This is a genomic window from Metallosphaera javensis (ex Hofmann et al. 2022), from assembly GCF_022064045.1.
Lineage (GTDB): Archaea > Thermoproteota > Thermoprotei_A > Sulfolobales > Sulfolobaceae > Metallosphaera > Metallosphaera javensis.
Genome location: NZ_JAKNCW010000057.1, coordinates 1 through 423 on the forward strand (window position 1 = coordinate 1; position 423 = coordinate 423).

The 423-nt window shown below is 48.2% G+C and carries 1 pseudogene; it reads right to left on the bottom strand.

Features of this window, described 5'->3' with window-relative positions:
• A pseudogene (locus L3N51_RS12375) lies at positions 1–423 on the bottom strand (archaellin/type IV pilin N-terminal domain-containing protein); the annotation flags it as partial.

The following is a 423-nucleotide window of genomic DNA, read 5'->3' on the forward strand; positions in this document are numbered from 1 at the left end:
AGTACACCTATGGTGGAGCCTGCGGGTGCCACGTCGCTACCCACAAGTGGATCTCCTGCCACCGGGAAGGTAATCGCTATTGGTGATTTTGCAGTGACATTCACATAATACATTTTGCCAGTATAATTGAATGTGAATAGATCCCCTGAGGCTGCGGGCTTGTTAGTAGAATTGTATACATGGACTAGCCCCTTTGTTGTTGCGTTCAGCGCTAATATTGCCGCACCAGGACTGGAGTAGTAGTAATACACCTCGCCTCCAGCGGTATCATTAGAGAGATACTTCTTAGCAGCGGTGCTCGTATTGCCTAGTAGGGAGTAGACATAGATGTTAGAATAGGATATGTTTTCTGATGGGGCTGTGAAGGATATTGAGGTGGTTGAAGGCGATAACTGCACGCTGGATACGCCGGAGCTAGGGGAT